The organism is Bacillota bacterium, from assembly GCA_030019365.1.
Classification (GTDB): Bacteria; Bacillota; Sulfobacillia; order JACIYH01; family JACIYH01; genus JACIYH01.
Genome location: JASEFA010000002.1, coordinates 315,537 through 336,838, shown reverse-complemented (window position 1 = coordinate 336,838; position 21,302 = coordinate 315,537). Strand labels below are relative to the sequence as shown.

The 21,302-nt window shown below is 67.8% G+C and carries 22 protein-coding genes and 3 tRNA genes; 23 read left to right on the top strand and 2 right to left on the bottom strand.

What is annotated here, in order from left to right; genetic code table 11:
* Window positions 1–89: 89 nt before the first annotated feature.
* From ispE to QME70_04775, 21 genes are all read left to right on the top strand, one after another.
* Window positions 90–989 (top strand): 4-(cytidine 5'-diphospho)-2-C-methyl-D-erythritol kinase, encoded by a 900-nt coding sequence (gene ispE / locus QME70_04875; GenBank protein ID MDI6893937.1) that lies wholly within the window; start codon window positions 90–92, stop codon window positions 987–989.
* 49 nt (window positions 990–1,038) lie between these two features.
* Window positions 1,039–1,797: a nucleotidyltransferase family protein gene (locus QME70_04870; protein ID MDI6893936.1), complete on the top strand. Its 759-nt coding sequence runs from the start codon at window positions 1,039–1,041 to the stop codon at window positions 1,795–1,797.
* A complete protein-coding gene (locus QME70_04865; protein ID MDI6893935.1) occupies window positions 1,736–2,713 on the top strand; it encodes an NTP transferase domain-containing protein in 978 nt (325 codons plus the stop codon). Before QME70_04870 ends, QME70_04865 begins: the two co-directional genes overlap by 62 nt.
* Before the next feature lie 5 nt (window positions 2,714–2,718).
* Complete coding sequence (locus QME70_04860) at window positions 2,719–3,663, top strand: ribose-phosphate pyrophosphokinase (protein MDI6893934.1); 945 nt, start codon at window positions 2,719–2,721, stop codon at window positions 3,661–3,663.
* A gap of 10 nt (window positions 3,664–3,673) precedes the next feature.
* Complete coding sequence (locus tag QME70_04855) at window positions 3,674–4,330, top strand: 50S ribosomal protein L25 (GenBank protein MDI6893933.1); 657 nt, start codon at window positions 3,674–3,676, stop codon at window positions 4,328–4,330.
* A 12-nt stretch (window positions 4,331–4,342) separates the two neighbouring features.
* Window positions 4,343–4,909: an aminoacyl-tRNA hydrolase gene (gene pth / locus QME70_04850; protein ID MDI6893932.1), complete on the top strand. Its 567-nt coding sequence runs from the start codon at window positions 4,343–4,345 to the stop codon at window positions 4,907–4,909.
* Complete coding sequence (gene mfd, locus QME70_04845) at window positions 4,893–8,390, top strand: transcription-repair coupling factor (protein MDI6893931.1); 3,498 nt, start codon at window positions 4,893–4,895, stop codon at window positions 8,388–8,390. The genes pth and mfd overlap by 17 nt, the downstream gene beginning before the upstream one ends.
* Before the next feature lie 117 nt (window positions 8,391–8,507).
* Window positions 8,508–9,068 (top strand): stage V sporulation protein T, encoded by a 561-nt coding sequence (gene spoVT / locus QME70_04840; GenBank protein MDI6893930.1) that lies wholly within the window; start codon window positions 8,508–8,510, stop codon window positions 9,066–9,068.
* Window positions 9,069–9,083: 15 nt separating this feature from the next.
* Complete coding sequence (locus QME70_04835) at window positions 9,084–10,685, top strand: polysaccharide biosynthesis protein (GenBank protein ID MDI6893929.1); 1,602 nt, start codon at window positions 9,084–9,086, stop codon at window positions 10,683–10,685.
* On the top strand, window positions 10,652–12,280 hold the full coding sequence (mazG, locus tag QME70_04830; protein ID MDI6893928.1) for a nucleoside triphosphate pyrophosphohydrolase: 1,629 nt from the start codon (window positions 10,652–10,654) through the stop codon (window positions 12,278–12,280). Before QME70_04835 ends, mazG begins: the two co-directional genes overlap by 34 nt.
* A gap of 59 nt (window positions 12,281–12,339) precedes the next feature.
* On the top strand, window positions 12,340–12,615 hold the full coding sequence (locus tag QME70_04825) for an HU family DNA-binding protein (protein MDI6893927.1): 276 nt from the start codon (window positions 12,340–12,342) through the stop codon (window positions 12,613–12,615).
* Between the two features lie 12 nt (window positions 12,616–12,627).
* Window positions 12,628–12,885 carry a S4 domain-containing protein gene (locus QME70_04820; protein ID MDI6893926.1) on the top strand — a complete coding sequence of 86 codons (258 nt, stop codon included), beginning with the start codon at window positions 12,628–12,630 and terminating at the stop codon, window positions 12,883–12,885.
* A 41-nt stretch (window positions 12,886–12,926) separates the two neighbouring features.
* The gene (locus QME70_04815) at window positions 12,927–13,844 is read left to right on the top strand and encodes a SpoIID/LytB domain-containing protein (GenBank protein MDI6893925.1); all 918 of its coding nucleotides are present in this window, start codon (window positions 12,927–12,929) and stop codon (window positions 13,842–13,844) included.
* 157 nt (window positions 13,845–14,001) lie between these two features.
* Window positions 14,002–14,304: a sporulation protein YabP gene (yabP, locus tag QME70_04810; GenBank protein MDI6893924.1), complete on the top strand. Its 303-nt coding sequence runs from the start codon at window positions 14,002–14,004 to the stop codon at window positions 14,302–14,304.
* Between the two features lie 15 nt (window positions 14,305–14,319).
* Window positions 14,320–14,688 (top strand): spore cortex biosynthesis protein YabQ, encoded by a 369-nt coding sequence (locus QME70_04805; GenBank protein ID MDI6893923.1) that lies wholly within the window; start codon window positions 14,320–14,322, stop codon window positions 14,686–14,688.
* Between the two features lie 86 nt (window positions 14,689–14,774).
* On the top strand, window positions 14,775–15,032 hold the full coding sequence (locus QME70_04800; GenBank protein ID MDI6893922.1) for a sigma factor-like helix-turn-helix DNA-binding protein: 258 nt from the start codon (window positions 14,775–14,777) through the stop codon (window positions 15,030–15,032).
* Window positions 15,033–15,038: 6 nt separating this feature from the next.
* Window positions 15,039–15,392 (top strand): septum formation initiator family protein, encoded by a 354-nt coding sequence (locus QME70_04795; GenBank protein ID MDI6893921.1) that lies wholly within the window; start codon window positions 15,039–15,041, stop codon window positions 15,390–15,392.
* Between the two features lie 88 nt (window positions 15,393–15,480).
* Window positions 15,481–15,870 carry a S1 RNA-binding domain-containing protein gene (locus tag QME70_04790; protein ID MDI6893920.1) on the top strand — a complete coding sequence of 130 codons (390 nt, stop codon included), beginning with the start codon at window positions 15,481–15,483 and terminating at the stop codon, window positions 15,868–15,870.
* Window positions 15,871–15,962: 92 nt separating this feature from the next.
* Window positions 15,963–16,049: transfer RNA gene (locus QME70_04785), tRNA-Leu, on the top strand.
* Between the two features lie 94 nt (window positions 16,050–16,143).
* Window positions 16,144–18,246, top strand: a complete 2,103-nt coding sequence (locus QME70_04780; GenBank protein ID MDI6893919.1) for an acetate--CoA ligase — start codon at window positions 16,144–16,146, stop codon at window positions 18,244–18,246.
* A gap of 10 nt (window positions 18,247–18,256) precedes the next feature.
* Entirely contained in the window at window positions 18,257–19,315 is a 1,059-nt protein-coding gene (locus tag QME70_04775) for a phosphotransacetylase family protein (GenBank protein ID MDI6893918.1), read from the top strand.
* A gap of 63 nt (window positions 19,316–19,378) precedes the next feature.
* On the opposite strand, the gene QME70_04770 is transcribed toward QME70_04775, so the two are convergent.
* Window positions 19,379–19,807 (bottom strand): NUDIX domain-containing protein, encoded by a 429-nt coding sequence (locus tag QME70_04770; protein ID MDI6893917.1) that lies wholly within the window; start codon window positions 19,805–19,807, stop codon window positions 19,379–19,381.
* A 210-nt stretch (window positions 19,808–20,017) separates the two neighbouring features.
* Here QME70_04770 and QME70_04765 point away from each other — a divergent pair.
* Together QME70_04765 and QME70_04760 are read left to right on the top strand one after the other, a co-directional pair.
* Window positions 20,018–20,094, top strand: a tRNA-Met gene (locus tag QME70_04765).
* Window positions 20,095–20,103: 9 nt separating this feature from the next.
* A tRNA-Lys gene (locus QME70_04760) sits at window positions 20,104–20,179 on the top strand.
* Window positions 20,180–21,035: 856 nt separating this feature from the next.
* On the opposite strand, the gene QME70_04755 is transcribed toward QME70_04760, so the two are convergent.
* Window positions 21,036–21,269 carry a hypothetical protein gene (locus QME70_04755; GenBank protein ID MDI6893916.1) on the bottom strand — a complete coding sequence of 78 codons (234 nt, stop codon included), beginning with the start codon at window positions 21,267–21,269 and terminating at the stop codon, window positions 21,036–21,038.
* Window positions 21,270–21,302 lie beyond the last annotated feature (33 nt).

Here is a 21,302-nt window from a genome sequence, read left to right as displayed (position 1 = left end):
ATTGAGCCCGCCGGGCGAGAATGGACAAGTGGCGGCCGCCCGCGGTCAGGCCCTGTCTGCTGCACAGGGGCGGCACCGCTGGTGGTCAGGTGTCCATACTCCTCCCTGCTTTCGCCAAGATCAATCTGGCTCTCGAGGTCGGTCCCCGTCTCCCTGACGGCTATCACCGGTTGCGCACCGTGTTTCAGGCCGTCAGCCTTTGCGACCTGGTATCCCTGCGATGTTCTCCCGGCCTGGAGGTGAAATGCGTCTGGCCGGGAGTTCCCGAGGGAGAGGGGAACCTGGCCTACCGGGCGGCCCGTTCCCTCCGCGACCTGGCGGAGTGCCTGGCCGGCAGGGGGGTGCGCATCGATCTGTACAAAGCCATCCCCCCGGCTGCGGGCCTGGGCGGAGGGAGCTCTGATGCCGCCGCCACGTTGCGAGGCCTGACCTGGCTTTGGGATGTGCAGGTACTGGCGAGCGAGATGACCCGGCTGGCCGCCGCGCTGGGCAGCGATGTTCCCTTCTTTCTCGCCGGGGGAACGATGCTGGGTGAAGGAAGAGGGGACGTGTGCAGTCCCCTGCCTGAGCTTCCCCCCTGCGTGCTGGTGGTGACATGGCCTGCCTGCCAGGTGGCTACGGCCGAGGTCTATCGCCTTTGGGACGGCGCGTCGCGGCCGCCGGTGCCCGGAGGCAAGGGGGTGGACGCGGTCCGGGATGCCCTGGAGCACGGTGACCTGCCAGGTGTGGCGGGTGCCATGTGGAATGACCTGCGCCCGGTTACGGAGCACCTGGTCCCGGAGGTAGGGGAGCTGCGCGCGTTGCTCGTGGGGGCTGGAGCCCTGGGCACGGAGATGAGCGGGAGCGGCCCGGCTGTCTTCGGGGTTTTCTCTGCGTCCCGGGCCGCCGAGCGCGCCCTCGATGGGCTTCACGGTCGGGGATATCGTGCTTTCCTGTGCAGGCCCGTGGGCCGGTGGTCTCTCTACCCGGGCGCGGGAGAGTCCGGTTAGAATGGGATGGCGAGTGGACGGGCCAGCCATGACATGGGAGGGGTCAGCCATGACGGGTGGACTGGTGCTGGCGGGGGCTCCCAACCGGGGCCGCTTGCGCGCAGTAAGCGATGTCCCTTTCGAGGCCCTGATCCCGGTGGGAGACCGCCCGCTCGTGGACTACGTGGTGGAAGCCATGGCCGGTTGCGCCGGGCTGGAGCGGGTGGTGGTGGTGGGCCCCGCCGAACTGGCATACCTGGCCCGGCCTCCCCGGGTGGAGGTGGTGGAGGGTACCGCAGGCCTGGTGGACAACCTGGCCCGGGGCCTGCAGGCTTTTCCCGCCGGTGAGCCGGTGGTGGTGGCTACCGGAGACCTCCCCCTCCTCACTCCCGAGGTGGTGGAGGCGTTCCTGGCGGAGTGCCGGGCGCTGGGGGAGCACGATTTCTACTATGCGGTCATCCCCAAACACGCCATCGTCTCCCGCTACCCCGGGGCCAGGCGCAGCTGGATCGGACTGCGAGACCTGGCCGTCACGGGGGGCAACATATTCATGCTCAGGCCCGGGGCGGCACTGGCCATCCTTCCTCTCCTCAAGCGGGTAACCGACCTGCGCAAGAGCCCCCTGGGGCTCGCCTCCATGTTGGGGCCTTTCCTGGTGGTAAAGTACCTTCTGGGAAGGCTGACCCTGGGCGAGGCCGAGCGACGGGTGCAGAGTTACTTCCATATCAGCGGGCGGGCGGTGGTCACCCGCCATCCGGAAGTGGGGATTGACGTTGATAAGCCGGCAGACCTCGAACTGGTCACCTCCATCCTCGTCTCTCGAGGCTGATCCCGACCTGGTGGCGGTGGTGCTGGCTGCCGGCCAGGGCAAGCGCATGAAGTCGTCCCTGGTTAAGGTGCTCCATCCCCTGCGGGGCCGGCCGCTGGTGGGGCACGTGCTGGACGCCGTGCGGGGCGCCCGCGCCTCGCGGGTGATCGTGGTGGTGGGAGTCCAGGGGGACCGGGTGCAGGAAGCGCTGCACGGGGAAGGTGTGGAGTTCGTGCACCAGGACCGTCCCCTGGGCACGGCCCACGCCGTGCTGGCAACCAGGCCGCTCCTGGAAGGGTACCGCGGCGACGTGCTGGTGGTGTACGGGGATACTCCCCTGTTGGATGCCGGGGATCTGCGATCCCTGGTGGAAGCGCGGCGCCGGGCGGGCGCAGTCCTGGCCTTCCTCACCACGCGCCTGCCCGATCCCACCGGGTACGGGCGGGTGATCCGCGACGCGGCAGGGCGCGTGGTGGGCATCGTAGAAGAGGTTGACTGCACTCCCCAGCAGCGGGCCGTCGCCGAGGTGAACGCCGGAGTTTACTGCTTCCTGGCACCCCGGCTGTGGGGTGCGCTGGAGCTGGTGGGTCGGGCCAATGCCCAGGGAGAATTCTATCTGACCGATGCGGTGGGGATCATGAGCGGACGGGGCGAGGAGATCGTGGCCGTCACCGTCCCCCCCGAGCGGACGGAGGGAGTCAGTGACCGGGCGGACCTGGCGCGGATGGAATCCACCCTGCGGCGTTCCCACGTGGAGGCCGTCATGCGTCAGGGCGTAACGGTGGCCGATCCCGCCGCGGCCTACCTGGGGGAGCATGTGGAAGCGGAAAGGGACGTGCTGATCGGACCGGGCACGGTGGTCGAGGGGCTGGTGCGGGTCAGGAAGGGTGCGACGGTGGGGCCACTGGTAGTCATCAAGCAGCGCGATAGGGGGTAGCGACGGTGGCAGCATTGGCAGCAGAGCTACAGTTGTTCGCCGGGGGGGCCAACGTGCCCCTGGCCCTGGAGGTGTCCGAGTACCTGGGCATCCCCCTTGGGGGCATGGAACTGAAGCGCTTCGCCGATGGCGAGGCCAGGGTGATGATAATGGAGAGCGTGCGCGGGCACGATTGCTTCGTCATCCAGCCCACGTCCCGGCCCGTCAACGAGAACCTTGTGGAACTCCTGATCATCATCGATGCGTTGCGCCGGGCGTCGGCCTGGCGTATCACGGCGGTGATCCCGTACTACGGCTACGCCCGCCAGGACCGCAAGTTTCGGGGCCGGGAACCCATCACGGCCAAGCTGGTGGCCAACCTGCTCACCGTGGCCGGCGTAGACCGGGTGGTCACCATGGACCTGCACGCCGGGCAGATCCAGGGATTCTTCGACATCCCGGTGGACCACCTCACCGCCGCTCCTCTGCTGGCTGACTACTTCCGCCAGAAGGGACTGGAGGACATCGTGGTGGTGTCGCCGGACGTGGGAGGAGTCGCGCGGGCCCGCGGCCTGGCCGAAAGGCTGGGGGCGCCCCTGGCCATTGTGGACAAGCGCCGGCCGGAGCCCAACGTGGCGGAGGCGATGAACGTGATTGGACGGGTGGCGGGAAAAGTGGCTATAATCATGGATGACATCGTGGATACGGGCGGCACGCTGGTGGAGAGCGCCGCGGCGCTCAGGGATCGGGGGGCGAAAGCGTTGTACGCGTGTTGCACCCACGCCATCCTCTCCGGGGACGGGCCCCGCCGCATACACGAGAGCCTGCTGGAGGAGCTGGTGATCACCAACACCATCGATCAGCGGGGCCGTCTCGGCCCCAAGCTCAAGGTGATATCCGTGGCTCCCCTGCTGGGCGAGGCCATCCGGCGTATCCATTCCGACCTGTCGGTCTCGGAGCTATTCCAGTGAGGTGACAGAAGTGGCAGAAATCAGGCTGAAGGCTCGCCGCCGCGAGGCGGGGAAGGGGCCTGCCCACCGCAGCCGCCGGGAAGGCTGGGTGCCCGCCATCCTCTACGGACGGGAGGCGGGGAGCATCCCCGTGCAGGTTCTCACTCATGACCTGGACCGGCACCTGGCGGCCGGGCTGGGTACGGGTACCGTGGTGCGGGTCGACGTGGAAGATGGCGAACGCAGGGAATGGACGGCGGTGTTGAAGGAAATCCAGCGGGACCCGGTCAGCCTGCGGGTGATGCACCTGGATTTCCAGCAGGTATTGCTGGGGGACGTACTCGTGGTGGAGATCCCGGTGGTGGTGAGGGGCGCGGAGGAAGTGATGCGCCGGGGAGGCATCGTGCAGCATCAGCTCCCCCGCGTGCGGATAGAGGCTCCGGTCACCGCCATCCCCGCCGACATCGAGGTGGACGTGTGCGGGCTTGGCGTCGGCCAGCACCTCACAGTGGCCGACCTGCGGCTGCCCCCCGGGGTCAGGATGGCGGAGAAGCCTGACGAAGTGGTGATCACGGTGCTGGCCCCCAGGCGTGAGGAAGAGGAGAAGCCCGCCGCGGAGCCGGCCGCCGGGGAAGCGGCTGCCGGAGAAAGGGCCGGAGAAGGTGCGACCCCTGGAGGTGGTACCTAGCTGCGGCTGTTCGTGGGCCTGGGTAACTCGGGGGAGAGATATCGGCTCACGCGCCACAACCTGGGAGCCTGGGTGGTGGAAGGGCTGTCCCGCCGGTGGGATATCCCCCTTTCCCGACGCGTGGGAGGGGGACTTATTGGCCTGGGCCGGGTGGGGGCGCAGAAGGTAGGACTCTTCTTTCCCCTCACCTTCATGAACCTGAGCGGGGCTGCGGTGGGGCAGGCCGTCACCCGGCTGGGCCTGGTGCCCGCCGACCTGCTCTTGATCCACGATGACCTGGACCTCGAGGCCGGCCGGCTGCGCATGCGTCCGGCCGGAGGATCGGGCGGGCACCGGGGTGTGGAGTCGGTGATACTCGCCCTCGGCACGGAGGATATCCCGCGCCTGCGGGTGGGCATAGGACGTCCCCCGGCGGACATGGACCCCGCCGATTTTGTGCTTGCCCCCATGAGCGAGGAGGAAGTGGAATTCTACCGTATAGTGGTGGAGAAGGCTGTAGAAGGGTGTGCCCTGCTCCTGGAACGCGGCCTCGACGTGGCCATGGGATGGGTTAACTCGGCAGATGCTTCCGCTGGTTGATTTCTGCGCAAAAAGCGAGGAGATAGAGAGGCTGGCCCGCCAGCTTCTCGGGCGGGCGTGCCTGGTCCACGGAGCACCGGGGTCGGTGCGCTCCCTGGTGATTGCTGCCCTGCACCGCGTCAGCAAGCGGCCCTTTCTCGTGGTCACCGCCTCCACCGCCCTGGCGGAACGGCGGGCCCGGGACCTGAGCACGCTGTTGGGCGAGCAGGTCTACCTTTTTCCGCCTCTGGAGGTGCTGCCCTACGAGGTGCTGGCCCGGTCCGGGTCGCTCTTGTGGAGCCGGGCGGCCGTGCTCACCTTCCTCCTGCGGGGAAAGACAGGGGTGGTGGTGGCGCCCCTGAGTGCGCTGCTGCGCAGGCTGGCCGATCCCGCCTGGCTCGGCGGCCTGGATATGCAGCTTGAGCCGGGGATGAGCTTGGCCCCCGCCGACCTGGCCCGCCGGTGGCAGGAGGCCGGCTACGAGCGGGTGGATGCCGTGGAGACGCGGGGGCAGTTCTCCTGGCGGGGTGGCATCCTGGACGTGTACCCGCCTGGAGAGGAACTTCCCCTGCGGGTGGAGTTCTTCGGCGATGACGTAGAATCCGTGCGCCGCTTCGACCCGGCCAGCCAGCGCTCTCTGGCCGCTCAGCGGTCCCCGGCCAGCCAGCGCCCCGTGGCCACCCTGGAGACGGGGGTCGTTGGTCCGGCCCGGGAAGACCTCTTCTCGCCCGAGCAAAGGGAGCGGGCCCGCCGGGAAATCGCGCGGGATCTGGCCCGCACCGTGGAGCGCCTCGCCGCGAGGGGAAGGGCCGCCGAAGCGCGCCGGCTGGAGGAGAGAGTGGGCGAGCACCTGGCCAGGATGGAGGACGGCCTCTTTGTGGGCGTGGATCAGTACCTGCCGTACCTCTGCCCCACCGCATACACCCTCCTCGACTACTTCCCCGAGCCCCCGGTGGTGGTCCTGGACGAACCCGACCGCCTGCGGGAGGCGGCCGAAGAAGCCGAGAAGGCGGGCAGGGAACAGGTAGCCCAGCTCCTGAGCCAGGGCCTGCTCCTCCCCCGGCAGGTGGATGTGTATCTGGGCGCGGATGCCCTGCAGCAGCGGCTGGCCGGGCAGCCGCGGGTATTCTTTTCTCTGCTGCGCGGCCGCGCGCCCGCCGGCGAGACCATCGTGGATTTTCCGGGCCGCAGCCTCCCCGTGTACCACGGGCACTGGCCCTCCTTCATGGACGATCTCCGCCGATGGAGGCGGGGGGGCCGGGTGCTGGTGGTGGCTACCACGTCCGACCGGGGACGGGCCCTGGCGGAGAGGCTGGGGGACGAGGGAGTGTTGGCCCCCCGCGTGACGCCTCTGACCCGCGTACCCGAGCCGGGGGAGGTCCTGGTCACCGAGGGCGACCTGGAGACGGCGTTCGAACTGCCTTCCCTCAACCTGGCCGTGGTCACCGATGCGGCCGTGTACGGGCGTCCCAAGCGGCGGCAACTGCCCAGACCCCGGGAAGGGGTACGCCTGGAACTGGGGGAGCTGCGGCCCGGCGACTACGTGGTGCACCAGAGTCACGGCATCGGCCGCTACCTGGGAGTGCGCACCCTGGAGATCGAGGGAGCGCACAGGGACTACCTGTTCGTGCAGTATGCGGGCGGCGACGCTCTCTACGTGCCCACTGAGCAGGTTCACCTGGTGCAGAAATACGTGGGGCCGGAGGGGCATCAGCCCCGTCTCAACCGCCTGGGGGGTACCGAGTGGACGCGGGCGCGCAACCGGGTGAAGGAATCGGTACGTCAGATGGCCCAGGAGCTGTTGCGGCTGTACGCCTTCCGTCAGGCCCTCCCGGGATATGCCTTTTCGCCCGACTCCCCCTGGCAGGGGGAGTTCGAGGATTCCTTTCGCTACGAGGAGACGCCCGACCAGCGCCAGGCCACGGAAGAGATCAAACGAGATATGGAGAAACCCCGCCCTATGGATCGCCTCCTGTGCGGAGACGTGGGTTACGGCAAGACGGAGGTGGCCATCAGGGCCGCCTTCAAGGCCGTCATGGACGGCAAGCAGGTGGCGGTGCTGGTCCCCACCACCATCCTGGCCCAGCAGCACTACTACACCTTCCGGGAGCGCCTGGCCGGGTATCCCGTAGCCGTAGAAGTGCTCTCGCGGTTCCGCTCGCCCCGCGAGCAGGATGCGGTGCTGGAGCGGCTGCGCCGGGGAACGGTGGACATCGTCATCGGTACCCACCGCCTCCTGCAGGATGATGTGGGGTTCCGGGACCTGGGCTTGCTCATCGTAGACGAAGAGCACCGGTTCGGGGTGGCCCACAAGGAGCGCCTCAAGCAGCTGCGGCTCAGCGTGGACGTGCTCAGCCTCACCGCCACACCCATTCCCCGCACCCTGCACATGGCCCTGGCGGGCCTGCGGGACATGAGTGCGATCGAGACTCCCCCCGAGGACCGCTATCCCGTGCAGACCTATGTGGTGGAGTATTCGGAGTACCTGGTGCGGGAGGCCATCGAACGGGAGCTGCGCCGGCGGGGGCAGGTGTTCTACGTCCACAACCGGGTGCGCACCATCGAGCGGGCTGCCGCCCGGGTAGGCAGGCTGGTCCCCGGGACCCGGGTCGCCATAGCCCACGGCCAGATGCGGGAGGAGCAGCTGGAACGCGTCATGCTGGAGTTCCTCAACGGGGAGTATGACGTGCTGGTGTGTACCAGCATCATCGAGTCGGGTCTGGACATGCCCAACGTGAACACCCTCATCGTGGAGGACGCCGGCGAGCTGGGGCTGGCCCAGCTTTACCAGCTGCGGGGACGGGTGGGGCGGTCCAACCGCCTGGCTTACGCCTACTTCACCTTCCGGCCCGACCAGCGGCTCACCGAGGCGGCGGAGCGCCGCCTGCAGGCACTTTCCGAGTTCACCGAGCTGGGTTCGGGATTCAAGATCGCCATGCGCGACCTGGAGATCCGGGGGGCGGGCAACCTGCTGGGGCCGGAGCAGCACGGCTTCATCATGGCGGTGGGGCTGGACATGTACTGCTGCCTCCTGGAGGAGGCGGTGCGGGAGATGCAGGGTCAGCCCGTGACCGAGGAAGCTCCGGTAACCCTGGAACTCAAGGTAGATGCTTATCTCCCGGACGAATGGATTTCGGATTCCGGCCAGAAGATCGCCGCTTACAAGCTGCTGGCCGCCGTACGGGGGGCGCGGGATGCCCAGCTCGTGCGCGAGGAGCTGGAAGACCGGTACGGACCGATGCCCCTGCCTGCCCGCAACCTGCTGGCCGTGGCCCGCGTCAAGGCGGCCTGCCAGCGCCTGGGCATCACCAGCGTGAGCCAGATACGCGATCGCGTGCTCATTCGCCTGCCCCGCGAGCTTCCCCGCCGGCCCCGCGGTCCCATTTCGTACAGCGGAGGACGCCGGCCCAGTCTCACCATTTCGGCCCAGGGTCGCTCCCCGGAGAAGCTGCTGTCGGACCTGGAAGCCCTGCTGGCCCAGCTCGAGGAGAGCCCCGCCTAGGGGTCCCCCCCGAGAGGCCCCCTCGGGGGCCGGGCCCATATTTGGAAAAAATGAATAAACCTGTAAGGCGGGCTATATACTAAGCGCGAAAGCCAGGCCCAAAGGGAGGGTTGTCCCATGAAAGCCACGGGCATCGTCAGGCGCATCGATGACCTGGGGCGGGTAGTGATCCCGAAGGAGATACGCCGTACCCTCCGCATCCGCGAGGGTGACCCTCTGGAGATATTCGTAGACCGCGACGGGGAGGTCATCCTCAAGAAGTACTCACCCATCGGCGAACTCGGTGATTTCGCCAAAGAGTACGCCGACTCCCTCTACGAGGCGGTGGGGCAGGTGGCCCTGATCACCGACCGGGATACAGTGGTGGCGGTGTCGGGGGCTCCCAAGAAGGAGTTCCTGAACAAGCCCATCGGTTCCCTGGTGGAAACCGCCATGGAGGAGCGCAAGACCCTGGTGGTGGGCGGGAAGGCGGAGGCGCGCATAAAGGGAAGCATCGTAGGAGACGAGGAGGAAGAGACCAAGTTCACCGCAGCTGTCATCGCCCCTATCGTGGCGGAGGGTGACCCCCTGGGAGCGGTGTGCATCGGCGCCCGCGACCCCGATGCCCAGATCACCCAGCTGGAGATCAAGCTGGCGGAGACTGCCGCCGGGTTTCTGGCCAAGCAGATGGAACAGTAAAGACGGGGGGACGGCTTGAGGGAGGATAGCTTTCTCCGGGGGGTACTGGTCCTCACTCTCGCCGGGCTGGCTGCCAGGGCACTGGGTGCCGTATACCGGGTATTCCTTTACCCTTTGCTGGGGCCCGAGGGGATCGGCCTTTTCCAGATGGCTTACCCGGTGTACAGCACCCTGCTCGTTCTGTCCACATCCGGCGCCAACGTGGCCCTTTCCCGCATGGTGTCCGCCCGCCTGGGGGCGGGGAAGTCCGCCGAGGTGGGGGTGGTGTTCCGCGCGGTCCTGGGGGTTCTGGCCGTGGTGGGAGTCGCCCTGGGTGCCGCCCTGTTCGCGGCTTCGCCCTGGCTGGCCGGGGCGGTATACCGGGAGCCCCGGGCCGCGCCGGCCCTGCAGGCGGTGGCTCCCGCCGTGCTGGCCGTGGTGATGATGAGTGCCTACCGGGGTTTGTTCCAGGGGTACCAGAAGATGCACCCGCCTGCCGTGTCCCAGATCGTGGAGCAGGTGGTGCGCGTGGGCACCATGTTCCTGCTGGCCTGGCTGCTGCTCCCCGCGGGGGTGGCGCCGGCGGCGGCGGGAGCCGCCTTTGGCGCGACCACCGGAGGGGCGGCCGGCCTGGTCTACCTGGCGTGGTGTGCGCGCGCCCGGCCAGGCGACGACGCCGCGGAGCGTGGTGCTCGCAGGGGCGGGCCCCCGCGAGGCGGGGATTTCCTGCCGGTGATGCGGGAGTTCCTGGGGCAGGCGGTGCCCGTGTCCATGACGGGGGCCATGTTCACCGTGTTCACCCTGGCGGACGTGGTGGTTCCCGCCCGCCTGCAGGCAGCCGGGTTCTCGCCCGAAGCCGCCACCGCCTGGTATGGACGCCTTACCGGGGGCGCCATGCCCCTGGTGAACCTGCCCTCCCTTTTCAGTGCCTCTCTGCAGCTGGCCCTGGTGCCCGCCGTGGCGCGTTGCCTGGCCGCCGGCGACCGCGAGGGGGCTGCCGACCGCGCCGCCACGGGGTTGCGATTCACGGTGACTCTCACTGCAGCAGCGGCCGTGGGCCTGGCCGTCCTGGCGGAGCCCATCTGTGCCACGCTTTACGGCGACCCCAAGGTGGCCGTGGCCCTCCGTCCCCTGGCGGGGGCAGCGCTCTTCCTCGGGTTGCAGCAGGCCACGGCCGGCATCCTGCAGGGGCTGGGGGAGGTGGCCGTTCCCCTCTGGCACCTGGGGGTCGCTGCGGTCTTGAAGGTGGTGATGACCTGGTACGTGGCCGGGCAGCCGTCGGGGGTGGTAGGGGTGGCCTGGGCCACGGTGGCGGGGTTCGGCCTGGCCGGCCTGCTGGGGATCGCTGCCGTAGCCCGGCGACTGGGCCGGGTGGCCTCCGTCTCGGACCTGGTCCTGCGCCCGGGCGCGGCCCTGGCGGTGATGGGGCTCTGCCTGCCCGCCCTGTACCGGTGGGGACAGGGGGCAACGGGGTCGCCCTGGGGCGGCATCGGTCTCGGGGTGGTGGCGGGGGCATGCCTCTACCTGGTGGCTCTGCTGGTGGTGGGAGGATTCCGGGAAAGCGATCTGGAAATGCTCCCGGCGAGAGCCCGGTTTCTGGAGGCGTGGCTCAGGAGGAGTGGCCTGCTGCGTCCCTGACCTCCGGCCCGGTGAGGCCACGGGGAGAGGGCCGGGAGAAAGAGAGGGAGGTCGTGCACACCGTTTACGTCGTGGGCATGGGGCCGGGGCCGGCAGAGGAGGTGCCGGCCCGCAATCTTCGCCTGTTGCAGGGGCGTACCCCGGAGGGGATGGCGCCCGTGCTGTTGCGCACCGCCCACCATCCCCTGGCCGCCTGGCTGAGCCGGCGGGAAGTGGCCTGGGAATCCTGCGATTCCCTCTACGAGGAGGCGGCGGACTTCGACCGGCTTTACGGGGAGATTGCCGCCCGGGTGCTGGAGCGGGCCGGCGAACACGGCACTGTGGTCTACGGCGTGCCTGGGCACCCGTTGGTGGGCGAGCGCACGGTGGGTCTCCTGCTGGAAGAGGCGCCGTCGCGGCGGGTGAAGGTGCGCCTGCTGGGTGCTCCCTCCTTCCTGGAGGCGGTTTTCAGCGCCCTGGGCCGGGACCCCCTGAACGACGGTTTTGAGGCGGTCGATGCCCGTCTCCCCGCTGCCTGGATGCCGCGAGGGGACAAGCCCCTGCTGGTATGCCAGCTGTGGCACCCTCTGCTCCTTTCCGACCTCAAGCTCAGGCTCCTGGACCTGTACCCGCCCGACCACCGGGTGGCCCTGGTGAGCGGCGGAGGCCGGGGCGAGGCGGTTTCGTGGATACCCCTGGTGGACCTGGACCGGGGGTCCCACGCGGGTCCTGCCGTAAGCCTGTGGGTGCCTCCCCTGCCGCTCCCGGCCCGGCCTGCTTCCCTGGCCCAGAAAGTGGTGCGGGCGGTGGAGGTGGTGGCCCGCCTGCGCGGGCAGGGGGGGTGTCCCTGGGACCGGGAGCAGACCCACCTCAGCCTGCGTCCCTACGCGATCGAGGAGGCGTACGAGGTGGCCGAGGCCATCCGCCAGGGGGATAAACTGGCCGAGGAACTGGGAGACTTACTGTTGCAGGTGCTGCTGCATGCCCAGATCGCCCGCGAGGAGGGGGATTTCGACCTGGGCACCGTTTGTGACCTCCTGGTGGATAAGTTGCTGCGTCGTCATCCTCATGTCTTCGCAACCGCCAGCGCCCGGACTCCGGCGGAGGTGCTGCGCCGGTGGAACGAGATCAAGAAGGAGGAGCGGGGCGAGGAATCCTCCGCTCTGGACGGGGTGCCCGTGGCTCTTCCCGCGCTCCAGCGGGCATGGCGGGTACAGGGGCGCGCCCGGGAGGTGGGATTCGACTGGGAGGCGGGAGACGTGGCCGGGGTGCTGGGGAAAGTCCAGGAGGAACTGGACGAGGTGCGGGCCGCCGCCGGTGCACCGCATCCCGGCGGGCCGGCCCCCGCCGGAGGCGGTCACGTGGGGGACGTTCGTTACGGCGGGCCTGATGGGACCGTAGAGCGGGAACTGGGCGACCTGCTGTTCGCCGTGGTGAATGCCTGTCGCATTCTGGGTGCCGACCCCGAGGTGGCCCTGCAGGATGCGGTCGATCGGTTCTCCCGGCGCTTCCGCGCGATGGAGAGGATGGCCCGGGAAGCCGGGAAGAATATGGGCGAGATGTCCCTGGAGGAAATGGATTCCTTGTGGGAAGCGGCCAAGAGGCAGGAAGAATAGGACTTTTGTCGAATCAGGTCGGTGGCAGGAGTGGCAAAAAAGGGAAGGAGGATACGGGATTGAACAAGGCGGATTTGGTGGCAGTGGTGGCGCAGAAGACGGGCATGACCAAGCGGGACGCGGACAAGGCGGTCACCGCTACCTTCGAGGCCATCCACGAGGCACTCAGCCGGGGTGGGAAGGTGGCTGTGGTCGGGTTCGGGACCTTTGAGGTACGTAATCGTGCCGCCCGGAAGGGCCGCAACCCGCGCACGGGTGAAGAGATCGCCATCGCCCCCGGGCGGGCCCCCGTGTTCCGGCCGGGTAAGAGCCTCAAGGAAGCGGTGGTCAAGTAGCTCCGGTCGGAAGTGCGCCTGGATAAGTTCCTCCAGGTGAGCCGGCTGGTCAGGCGGCGGACCTGGGCACGGGAGATGTGCTTGGCCGGCCGGGTGAGCGTGAACGGCAAGACGGCCAGGCCGGCCACGGCGGTACGGGTGGGGGACCTGATCAGGCTGGACACCGAGTGGCGGGTGGTGGAAGTGCGGGTGCTCGAGGTGCGGGAGCGAGCGTCTGCGGAAGAGGCCCGCCGCATGTACGAGGTGGTTTCCAGCCAGCACCGCGACTAAGCACATAGCGCGCGGGCCACCCTAGCGGGCGGGTGAGGGAAATGTCCCGTCCGGCCAGGGTGGTCCTTCTTTTCATCGCGGTGGCCGCTATTGCCGCCCAGGCGGTCCTGGAGGCTCCCACCTACCGCCGGCCCTTCGGGGGAGAGCCGGCTGTCACCATCTACTGGCACGGTACGGGTGAGCGCGGCACCCTCCCCATGGAGGAGTATGTCGCCGGGGTGGTGGCGGCCGAGATGGATCCCCGCTGGCCGGTGGAAGCGCTGGCGGCTCAGGCCGTCATCGCCCGCACCTTCGCGGTCGAGCGGCTGGCGCGGGGCGGGGTACGGCGTGCCCACGGCACCGATGTGTGCGACGACCCCGGCCACTTCCAGGCATATGACCCGGAGGCGATCACTCCGGGGGTCAGGCGAGCGGTAGCCCGCACCCGGGGGCTGGTCCTGACCTACGGGGGAGAGGTGGCTCAGGCTTTCTATCACGCCCATTCGGGAGGTTACACCGCCACGCCCGGGGAAGGGGTGGACTTCCGCGGCGCTGCCCCCTACCTGCAGGCTCGGCCCGACCCCTACAGCGGCGACGCCATGCGCTGGAAGGCCTGGGTGACGCCGGCAGAGGTACGGGCCGCCGCCCGGCGGATGGGAGTGAAGTTGGGGCGGGTGCTGCCAGCGGAGGTGACGGCCCGGGGGCCTTCGGGGCGGGCGGTGACCTTCCGGTTCGGGGGAAAGGAGGTGCCCGCCGCCCGCTTCCGCCTGGAGCTGGACGGCGGCATGCGCATCAGGTCCACCCTGATCGATGGCATGGAAGTTTCGGGCGGCCGGCTGGTCATAACCGGGAGGGGGTTCGGCCACGGAGTGGGGCTTTCCCAGTTCGGGGCCATGCGCATGGCCCAGTCGGGCCATGACTTCCGCGCCATCCTGGCCTTCTATTATCCCGGCACCGTGCTGGAGCGCCGCTGGCACTGAGGCCGCCTCCCTGGCGGTGTGCTCGTGCCGCTGCGGTGCTCCGTGGGGGCCGGCAGCAGCGGCGCCCCAATCGGCGGCAGCGGTGCCCGGGGAGTGATAAGTTGTCCCGGCTCCGCATACCCTGGGGTGGGAAAGTGTTCCACAGGGGGGGCCCGGGATGGACGACAAGAACCTGGAAGGCCTGGGTGAGCATCTGGTCTCCATCGTGAACCGGGAGAAGCTGGAGGTGCGGGGCGTTTCCCGGGTGGAATCCTTCGACGAAGAGGAGGTCGTGCTGGAAACCGATCTGGGGATGCTCACCATCCGGGGGCAGGATCTCCACATCCAGAACGTGGACGTGGAGCAGGGCCAGTTTGCGGTGGAAGGATTGGTCAACGCCCTGCAGTACGCCGCCGTCCCGCGGGCGCGCGGGGGCCGGAGCAAGGGTCGCAGCGGCCTGTGGGACCGCATCCTGCGGTGACCCGGGGAGCGGGCAGTGGCGGGCGTGGAGGACGACCTTTACGCCTTTTCCGTCATGATCCTGGCCGGGGTGGGGCTGGGCCTGTCCTTTGACGTGTACCAGGCTGGCCGGCGGCTGGTCCGCGTCCGGGGATTGCTCTCCTTCCTGCTCGACTTGGGGTACGGGCTGGGAGCAGGCGCGTGGCTGGCCGGGTGGCTGGTGGTGGCCAACTGGGGCCAGTTGCGCTGGTACGCGTTTGCGGGCGTTCTGCTGGGGGTGTGGACCTACGCTTACCTGGGCAGTCCCCTGGTAAGGCACATCCTGCGCGCCACCGGCAGGGCGCTGCGCCGGCTGGGACGCCGGCTGGCCCGCCTGGTTACGCGTCCGCAGCCACCGGCAGGCTGACGGTGATCGGGCACCGGGGGGGAGGAAAGGGGCGCACCGGTGGCGAATAGGTTTTGTACTAAGGTTGTCCACAGCTTGTCCACAGGTTGTGCATAACCGGGAGGGCGGCCGCCACGCAACTGGAGATCCGCAAGGCCGAAAGACTCAGTTTTCGCGAGCGCCAGGTGGTCGTCCTCAAGGAGATGGGCCTCGGGAACGAGGCGGTCGCACGCCGGCTGGGGATCGCCGCCACGACGGTGGCCACCCTCTACAGCCGGGCCCGCAGCAAGGGGTATGAAGTGGTGATAGTACTGCCGGGCGAAGCCCTGGGGATTCCGCCCGAAGAGGAACCGCCGGAGGAATGATGGACCATGCGCTCGGGGACGCAACGCCTCTTTAGACAGGTGAAGGGGTCCGGGTACCGGCGCTGGCTGCGCACGCTGGCCCGGTTGGGCGTGGCGGCCTTCTGCCTGCTCCTCCTTTCTTCATTCCTGCGCGCGGGCTGGGAGCTGTGGACGCTGAAGCACGAGGAGGCGCGGCTCAGGCTGGCCGTGGAAACCCTGCGCGAGCAAAACCGCACCCTGCTCTCCCAGATGGAAGATATGCAGCAGGATGCATACATCCAGAAGGCGGCGCGCGAGCTGGGGTTGGTCAATCCCGGCGAGATACTGTACTTCCCTGTGAAAGAACCACCTGCCGGCTCCCCGCCTGCCACTTCTCCTTGACAGTTTTCGGGCGCCCGCCCTATAATGGGCACGGTGCTGCTCGCTCAATCGAAGGGCGGAGCCTCTGAGGGAGGTACAACCGCGCCACATGCCCGGTTTGGAAGTGGGCGCCATAGTGGAAGGTGTGGTCACAGGTATCACGCGGTTCGGTGCTTTCGTATTGTTGCCCAACGGTCAAACGGGATTGGTACACATCTCTGAGGTCGCTGACGCCTACGTACGCGACATTAAGGACTATCTTAACGAGAACGACAGGGTACTGGTCAAGATCCTGTCGTACGACGAAAAGGGAAAGATAGGACTGTCCGTGCGGCAGGCGCAACCGGGCGGCGGCCCGCGCAAGGACCGGGAACGCCGGCGGGCCGAGTGGATGGCCTTCGAGGACAAGCTGGCCAAGTTCATGAAGGATAGCGAGGATAGGCTTACCGATCTGAAGCGGCACACCGAGTCCAAGCGGGGAGGCCGCGGCGCCAGGTAGGCTCATTCCGGGAGCACGAGGACCGGTGGCCGCGACACCGGGGAGCGAGGGCGCCAGATAGCGCAGCGCGAGTGCGTATCCAGCAGACGCGGGCCGGGATGGCGGAACAGGCAGACGCGGGGGACTTAAAATCCCTTGGGTGCAAGCCCGTGTGGGTTCAACTCCCACTCCCGGCACCAATTTTTTGTGCAGCCGCGGAGGCCTCCTGGCGGGAAGCGCACCCGCAGCGTACGTCTCCCCGGTGAAGTCTCCTCTGTGGAAGGATGAGGGCGGATGGCTTTGCTCGACAGGTTGTTTCGGCCCCGGGCCGTGGCGGTAGTAGGTGCCTCCCGGGCACCCGGCAAGATCGGGCACGCGTTGGTGGCCAACCTGCTGGCGTCCGGCTTTCGCGGCGCCATGTATCCCGTCAACCCCCGCGAGGAAGAAATCGAGGGATTGAAATGCTACGCGCGGGTGGCCGACATCCCGCAGCCGGTGGACGTGGCGGTGATATCCGTCCCTGCTCCCGCTGTGGCTCAGGTGGCAGAGGATTGCGGTAAGGCGGGCGTGGGTCATCTGATAGTGATCACAGCCGGCTTCAAGGAAACGGGCCGGGAGGGTGCCGAGCGCGAAAAGGAGCTAGCGGAAGTTTGCCGCCGGTACGGGATGCGCATGGTGGGTCCCAACTGCCTGGGGATCATGGATACTTACACCCCCATGAACGCCACCTTCTCGGCGAACTTCCCCTACCGGGGGCGTATCGCCTTCATCTCCCAGAGCGGGGCCCTGTGCGCTGCCATCCTGGACTGGAGCCTGAAGCGGGGGATCGGTTTTTCCAGGTTCATCAGCGTGGGGAACAAGGCCGACCTGACCGAGGCCGATTTCATCGAAGATGCGGCGGCCGACCCCCAGACCAAGGTGATCTGCCTCTACCTGGAAAGCGTGGAGGAAGGCGCCCGCTTCGTACGCGCCTGCCGCCGGGCCAGTCGTAGCACCCCTATCCTGGTCATCAAGAGCGGTACCAGCCAGGCGGGTGCTCAGGCGGCGTCCTCCCACACCGGTGCCCTGGCCGGCAGCGACCTGGCCTACGAGACCGCCTTCCGCCAGGCCGGGGTGCTGCGCGTGCACACCATGGAGGAGCTGTTCGACCTGGCCCAGGCCTTCGTCCGCCAGCCGGCACCTCCCGGTAACAGGGTGGCCATCGTGACCAACTCGGGGGGCCCCGGCGTGCTGGCGGCCGATGCCATTGAGAACTCGCCCCTCACCATGGCGCGATTCGAGAAGGAGACCATCGAGCGGCTGCGCGCTTCCCTGCCCGCGGCCGCCAACGTGTTCAACCCCGTGGACGTGATAGGTGATGCCCACTGGGACCGTTACGATGCTGCCCTGGGGGTGGTGCTCGAGGATCCCGGCGTGGACGGGGTGCTGGTGGTGCTCACCCCCACGGCCACCGTGGAGGCCGACCTGGTGGCCCAGAAGATCGTGGATCACCACGGACGCCATCCCGGGAAGCCCGTGCTGGCGGCGTTCCTGGGAGGCGCCTCGGTGGAGGAAGCCACCCGGTACCTCTTGGGCAACGGCATCCCCTGCTATCCCTTCCCCGAGCCCGCCATCTCGGCCCTGGCCGGATTACTACGGTATCGGGAGTTGTCGGAGGCTCCGGTGGCCGAGGAGGAATGGGCCTTCCCCGATGCGGACCGCACCGCAGTCGAGGAAGTGTTCTCCTTCGTGCGGCGGGACAAGCGGGTGGTCCTCCTGGGGTCCGAGGCCTTTCGGGTGGCGGAAGCCTACGGCATCCCCTGCGCGCCCTCGTATCTGGCCACCACCCCGGACGCTGCCCGGCGCCTGGCGGAGCACATGGGCTTCCCGGTGGTGCTCAAGGTGGCGTCACCTCAGATCCTCCACAAGACGGACGTGGGCGGCGTAAAGGTGGGTCTGTCCACCCCCGAGGAAGTCAGGCGGGCCTTCGTGGACATCATGGAGAGTGTCCACAGCCATCTGCCCAAAAGCGTCGTATACGGGATTGAGGTGCAGAAGATGATGCCGCCGGGCCGGGAGCTGATCGTGGGGGTCACCCGGGACGTCCAGTTCGGGCCCCTCCTCATGTTCGGCCTGGGCGGCGTGTACGTGAACCTGCTCAAGGACGTGTCCTTCCGCCTGGCCCACGGGCTCACCCGCGAGGAGGCCCACGCCATGATCCGGCAGACGCGGGCCTACACTCTGCTGCGCGGCTTCCGCGGGGAGCGCCCGGCCGACATCGAGGCCCTGGTCGATACCATCGGCCGGGTGGGGCAGCTGGTGCGGGACTTCCCGGAGATCACCGAGATGGACATCAACCCCGTATTCGCCTACGAGAAGGGGCTGGCCGCCCTGGACGTGAAGATTACCATAAGATGAGGTGGAGAGCATGAAGAGCCTGTACCTGTTGGGAACGACCCCCGGCTGCGGCAAGACCGCGCTGGCCGTGGGGATGGCCCAGAAGCTGAGAGACGAGGGGTTCGCCGTGGGCTACTTCAAGCCGGTGGGAAGTGTGCCCACGGGGTACAGGCGCGTGGACGAAGACGCCTCCCTCATGGCGACCCTCCTCGCCATGGGCATCTCGCCCGAGAAGCTCACCCTGGTTTCTGCGGGGCCCTACTACCTGACCCGCTATGAGCAGCCGGGCACCCTCCCGGAGGAGATCGGAGAGGCTTACCGCCGGGCTGCCGAAGGCCGCGACGTCATGCTCATCGAAGACCCGGGCCGGCCCCACCTGCTTCTCACCCTGGGGCTGGACGCCGTTTCCCTGGCCGGTCACCTGGGGGCGCAAACCGTGCTGGTGAGCCGGGTGGAAAACGACTTCAGCGTCGATCGCGCCCTTCTCTTTGCCCAGTACCTGCAGGGCCGGCGGGTGCCCATGCTGGGTGTGGTGTTCAACAACGTACCCCGGCCCCTTCTGGACAAGACGCGGGGGGTGTATGCCCCTCTCATCGAAAGGGAAGGGGTCCGGGTGCTGGGGGTCCTGCCCTGCCGTCCCGAGATTGCCGCCCCCACCGTGCAGGAGTTCGCCGACGTGCTGGGCGGCGAGATCCTGGTGGGGGAAGAGCACCTGGGCAACCTGGTAGAAGAGATCATGATCGGGGCCATGACCCTGGAGAGTGCCCTGGGGTACCTGCGTCGCGCTCCCCGCAAGGCCCTCATCACCGGCGGCGACCGCACCGACATGTGTATGGCCGCCCTGGAGACGGACACCGCCGTCCTTATCCTGACGGGCGGGCTGTTCCCCAACGTGAACGTGCTGGCCCGCGCCGCCGAGCGGGGCGTGCCCGTCATGCTCGTCCACTACGACACCTACACCACGGTGCACAGGCTGCAGGAGGTGGCCCGCAAGATCAAGCCCGACGACGCGGAAGCCGTTTCCCTGTGCCGGGAACTGGTGGACGAGGGCATCGCCTGGGAGGCCATCCTCAGCGCCCTGCGCTCCTGATCAGCGTGCAAAGCCCGGCGTCTGATGCGGAAGGCGGGGGACGCCCGGGCCGGGAGGCCAACATCACCCCCCGCGCCTCAGCGCGAGTTCCTTGAGGACCCCCAAGTCCTGCTTCCTTTCGATCAGCGACATGGCCAGGTCGACGGGGACCCACCTGGCGATCTTGTTCTCGCCGGGCGCCGGGTGGGGGGAGTGGTCTTCCCCGGCCGGTCTGGCCAGGAAGAAGTGGATCCTTTCCAGCACGACGGGGGGATGACGGTCCAGCAGCCTCTCCACGCATACGGGCCGGGCGTCAACTATCTCCACGTGATACCCGGTTTCCTCGCGGACCTCACGGACCGCAGCTTCCTGTGCAGTCTCTCCCGGCTCGAGGCGGCCCTTGGGCAGGGTGGGATCCGGGTACGGCGGGTCCCATATGAGGAGTACGCATCCCTTCCCATCGATCCGGTCCAGCACCACGCACCCCGCGGCTTCCCACACCGGGATCTCCAAGGGATCACCTCCTGCGCGCTCGCCATCCTTGCGGCGACTTCCCTGCCGGGTGCGGTGTCCCGCGGCAGAGCTCGCCTCAGGATATATCGAAAACGGGTGGCGCAAGCAGCACTTGATCGCCGCGCCAGAGCACGAAGCGCTGCGAAGCGCTGAAGTGCTCCTTTGCTTGACTCGGGGAGGTTTGTGTCCGTATAATAAGCGTTGGCCGGTGGCGGCGTAGCTCAGGTGGTCAGAGCATGCGGTTCATACCCGCAGTGTCGCTGGTTCGAATCCAGCCGCCGCTACCACTATCAGGTGGACCATTAGCTCAACTGGTAGAGCATCCGACTCTTAATCGGAGGGTTGCAGGTTCGAGTCCTGCATGGTCCACCAGCAAAGACCAACAGCCGCAAGGGTTTTCGAGACGGGTTGAAATGGAAGCGAGCCTCCGGGGACTAGATGGAGACTGAATGGAGACTATCCGGGGGCAGCAGCTTATACGGGCGGGCATTAGACCCGCCCTCCGTTCTTTTGGGCGGCCTGGAAGATGGAGTCTATCGCCAAGGCCGCTTCCTTATGCATTCCGGGGAGCACGTGGCTGTAAACGTCCAGAGTGACGTTAATCGCCGAGTGCCCCAGCCATCAAGAAGGGTACGTTTTCTCAGTCCGGTTAAAAGTCAATGGGGGTGACATTTTCACAGTCGGTTGACACGAGCCGGCAGCCGCCCCTGCAACCCTTTGGGCCCGCCCGGGCCAGGCTCGCCGCGTCCTCTCAACCTGCTACGGCCAGAGACGCACCCATAGGCGGATTAGGCCGGGAATCGGCCAGGAGAGCCCGGAAGGAGAATCGCATACAGCCGCAAAAGAATATGGGTAGATTGGAGAGGGGACACCAAGGGACGGGTAGGGGCGGCGAGAATGCCCGTAAGCACTCTTAATCGGAAGGTTGCAGGTTCGAGTCCTCCAGGGTCCACCAACCTGATTGTGGCAGGTTTCATTCGCAGTTCGCGTGCAACGGGGGGTCGCAAGCCCCCCGATTATTGACGCAGAGCCAGTCCGGCGGTGCTTTTGGAAGGCAGGGCGGTAGGTTGGCTACGGACGTCCTGCGGGAACTCGTCAGGAGAATAGTGGCAGTGGCGCAGCCGGATCGCGTCATCCTGTTCGGTTCTGCAGCTCGCCGCCGCGCCGGTCCAGACATACTGCTGTGAAAGCAGAGGCCGAGCGGATACTGGAGGAGACTCAGCTCCTCTCAATCCTGGCCCCGCATGGCGAGGCCCGGGTCGTTGGTAGCGTGGCTCTCGACCTGGTGGTCAAGAGGGACATCGACGTGCACCTTCTGGTGGCTGAGGGCACCGATCTTTTCGACGTGGCGTGTTCCGTCTGTCGCAAGCTCTTCGGCGAGGGGAACGTGCATGAGTTGCGCATCACGCGCTATCCCGAAAAGGGCAGCGTCAAGGTGGCGGTAGATCATGAGTTCGCTCATCTACGAGGCCGTTGTCCGAAGGGGGGTGCGCAC

Excerpts from the sequence above, each read along its gene's own strand:
- QME70_04755 (MDI6893916.1), bottom strand. The coding sequence starts at position 21,269 with ATGAGCGAACTCATGATCTACCGCCACCTTGACGCTGCCCTTTTCGGG.
- spoVT (MDI6893930.1), top strand. The coding sequence starts at position 8,508 with ATGAAAGCCACGGGCATCGTCAGGCGCATCGATGACCTGGGGCGGGTA.
- QME70_04795 (MDI6893921.1), top strand. The coding sequence starts at position 15,039 with ATGCGCTCGGGGACGCAACGCCTCTTTAGACAGGTGAAGGGGTCCGGG.
- QME70_04815 (MDI6893925.1), top strand. The coding sequence starts at position 12,927 with ATGTCCCGTCCGGCCAGGGTGGTCCTTCTTTTCATCGCGGTGGCCGCT.
- QME70_04870 (MDI6893936.1), top strand. The coding sequence starts at position 1,039 with ATGACGGGTGGACTGGTGCTGGCGGGGGCTCCCAACCGGGGCCGCTTG.
- mfd (MDI6893931.1), top strand. The coding sequence starts at position 4,893 with ATGCTTCCGCTGGTTGATTTCTGCGCAAAAAGCGAGGAGATAGAGAGG.
- QME70_04780 (MDI6893919.1), top strand. The coding sequence starts at position 16,144 with ATGGCTTTGCTCGACAGGTTGTTTCGGCCCCGGGCCGTGGCGGTAGTA.
- QME70_04790 (MDI6893920.1), top strand. The coding sequence starts at position 15,481 with ATGCCCGGTTTGGAAGTGGGCGCCATAGTGGAAGGTGTGGTCACAGGT.
- yabP (MDI6893924.1), top strand. The coding sequence starts at position 14,002 with ATGGACGACAAGAACCTGGAAGGCCTGGGTGAGCATCTGGTCTCCATC.
- QME70_04775 (MDI6893918.1), top strand. The coding sequence starts at position 18,257 with ATGAAGAGCCTGTACCTGTTGGGAACGACCCCCGGCTGCGGCAAGACC.